The organism is Natrinema soli, assembly GCF_028618695.1.
This window is the reverse complement of record NZ_JAQIVI010000601.1, coordinates 1-2,559: the sequence shown is the minus strand read 5'-3', so window position 1 is coordinate 2,559 and position 2,559 is coordinate 1. Positions and strand designations below refer to the sequence as shown.

Below are 2,559 nucleotides of genomic sequence, written 5' to 3'. Positions count from 1 at the left end.
GACGCGGGCGCGGGCCTCTCGGACCGCAACGGTCCACTCGCTGTCGATCTCCGCGGCGAGCGACTCGGCGGCACCGAGCAGCCACTCGGCGGTGTCGACCTTCCCGCGGAGGTCGCCCGGTCCGATCTTGTACCGGTCGGTCAACTGCTCCTCGTCGGTCTCCGCGGCCCAGTCCTCGAGCAGTTTGCCCGTCTTGAGCGCGGAGAGCCAGTCCTCGAAACGCTCCTCCTCGAACTCGCTGGGGGCGTCGCCCAGTAGCTCGGCCTCGCGCTCGTAGTAGAGTTCGCCGAATTTCTCGTCCTCGCCCGAGCGAAGGTAGAGCTCGTACATGTCGGGCGTCCGCGAGACGAGCTGGTAGAGTCCCAGCGCGGTCGGGCGCTCGCCCGCCCGCTCGAGCCCGTGGACGATCGTCGCGGCGCTCATCGGATCCAGGTAGAGTCGGGAGACGGTGTGGCCGAGGCTGGTGGCCTCGAGCGATTCGTCTCTCCCGTCCGTCTCGGCGAGGTCGGCCGCGGAGGTGAACGCGCCGTCTGCGTCGTCACCATCGTCCCCGCCGGAGGTACCGCCACCGTCGCGTTCGATAAAGTCGTTCGACTCGAGGTACGCCAGAACCGTGTCGGTCACCGTCTCGAGCCGGCCGGCTTCGGTCGACTGGCTGGCGTAGAGGGTGGCCTCGAGGAACTCGAGGAGTCCACTCCGCGTGCGAGCGAAGCCGGAGGCGATGGTCGCGAGGACGTGGGTCCGCAGGGCCGGCTCCGCGGCCAGCTTCGAGCGTACCGGTTCGGGATCGGCCCAGATGTAGCGGTCGAACAGCTCCTCGCTTTCCTCGTGGCTCTTCGCGAGCAGGACGGCCTCGCCGTAGGGGTCGAGCCCCGGCCGACCCGCACGCCCCATCATCTGGTGGACCTCGAGAACGTCAAGGGGGGCCATCCCGCCGGCGCTGGGATCGAAGCGCCGCCAGTCGCGGACGATGACCCGTCGAGCGGGCGTGTTGACCCCTGCCGCGAGCGTCGGCGTCGCCGAGATCACTTTCAGGAGCCGATCGCGGAAGGCGTCCTCGACGATGCTCCGCTGAGTGCTCGAGAGGCCGGCGTGGTGGAAGGCAGAACCGCGTTCGACGGCTTCAGCGAGGTCCTTGCTGGTCTCGGTGTCGCTATCGTCGCGGATGTCGTCGGCCAACTCGGCCAGTTCCGTCTGTTCCTCGGCGGTCAGTTCGTTCCGCGAGACGCCGCCTAACCGTCTCGCCGCGGCCTCGGCGTTCCGGCGGGAGTTGACGAACACGAGCGAGGAGCCGTCTTCCTGGAGGATGTCGCGAACGAGCGCAGCCTCCTGTTTTTCGCTGCCTTCGACGGGCACCTCCCGAGTCGAGCCGTCGTCGAAATTCAGCGCGTTGCCGTAGTGGACGCCCATCTGGAGATCGATCGGTCGCCAGTCGGTATCGACGAGCGCGGCGTCGAGCCAGTCGGCGATCTCGTCGGCGTTGCCGACCGTCGCCGAGAGGGCGACGACCTGCATCCTCGGGTTGAGTTTGCGGAGCTTCGCGAGGGTCACTTCGAGCGTCGGCCCTCGGTTCCGATCGTCGATGAGGTGGACCTCGTCGCTGACGACGCAGGTCAGATCAGAGAGCCAGTCGGCCCCGTTGCGCACGAGCGAGTCGACTTTCTCGCTGGTGGCGACGATGATATCCTTCGTCGCGAGCCAGTCGCTGGTGCTCTCGTAGTTGCCGGTCGTCACGCCCGTCGTCACGCCGAATCGTTCGTAGGCTTCGAACTCTTCCTTTTTCTCGCTGGCGAGCGCTCGCAGTGGGACGATGTACAGCGCCTTTCCGCCGCGCTCGACCGCCGATAGCATCGACAGGGCGGCGATCATCGTCTTCCCGCTGGCGGTCGGGACCGCGGCGACGAGGCTCTCGCCGTCGGTCGCGCCGGCTTCCACCGCCTCGGCCTGGGGCGGGTAGAGCTCCTCGATGCCCTCGTGGCGGAAGTGGTCGACGGCACCGGCCGGGAGCCCCGACAGCTCCTCGATATTCATTACCCCTCCTTGGCGCGTCCCGCGGTTTAAAGTATCGTCTCGCTGGCCGTGGGGATCGGCTTCTCGAGCAGTGGTTGCTGTCCTCCGCCGGGTTGTCCCGTCTCTCCTCGACTGCTGATTCCCATAGCAACTTACCGATCGATAATATAAACAATAATGAACGGTGTCGTGGAGCCTCCGCACGCACTATGCGACGACGACAATTCGTTACGGCCTTGGGTGCGACTGGGCTGCTCGGTGCAACTGGCTCGGCCAGCGCACAATCCGACGCCTCCGCCAGCCGTCTCGGAGGGGGCGTCGAGAACGTGATCGTCCTGATCGGCGACGGCATGGGGTTCGACCCGATCGAAGTCACGTCGGTCGTCCACGGCGACCTCTCGCTGCAGTCGATGACCGGTGTCGGCTACACGCGGACCAGCTCCCGGAGCGGCGAGGTGACCGACTCGGCGGCCGCCGGGACCGCGCTTGCGACCGGTCACAAGGCGTACAACGGGCAGCTGTCGGTCCGCGGCGACGCGGACGACGACG

2 protein-coding genes are annotated in these 2,559 nt (G+C 67.3%); one reads left to right on the top strand and one right to left on the bottom strand.

Annotated features, from left to right (window positions below; translation table 11 throughout):
* Positions 1-2,031, bottom strand: a 2,031-nt coding sequence (locus PGX04_RS27540; protein ID WP_273741401.1) for an ATP-dependent DNA helicase, incomplete at its 3' end; no start/stop codon positions are given.
* Positions 2,032-2,219: 188 nt separating this feature from the next.
* On the opposite strand from PGX04_RS27540, the gene PGX04_RS27535 reads away from it, so the two are divergent.
* Positions 2,220-2,559 (top strand): alkaline phosphatase (locus PGX04_RS27535; protein WP_273741400.1); only part of this gene is annotated, 340 nt, incomplete at its 3' end.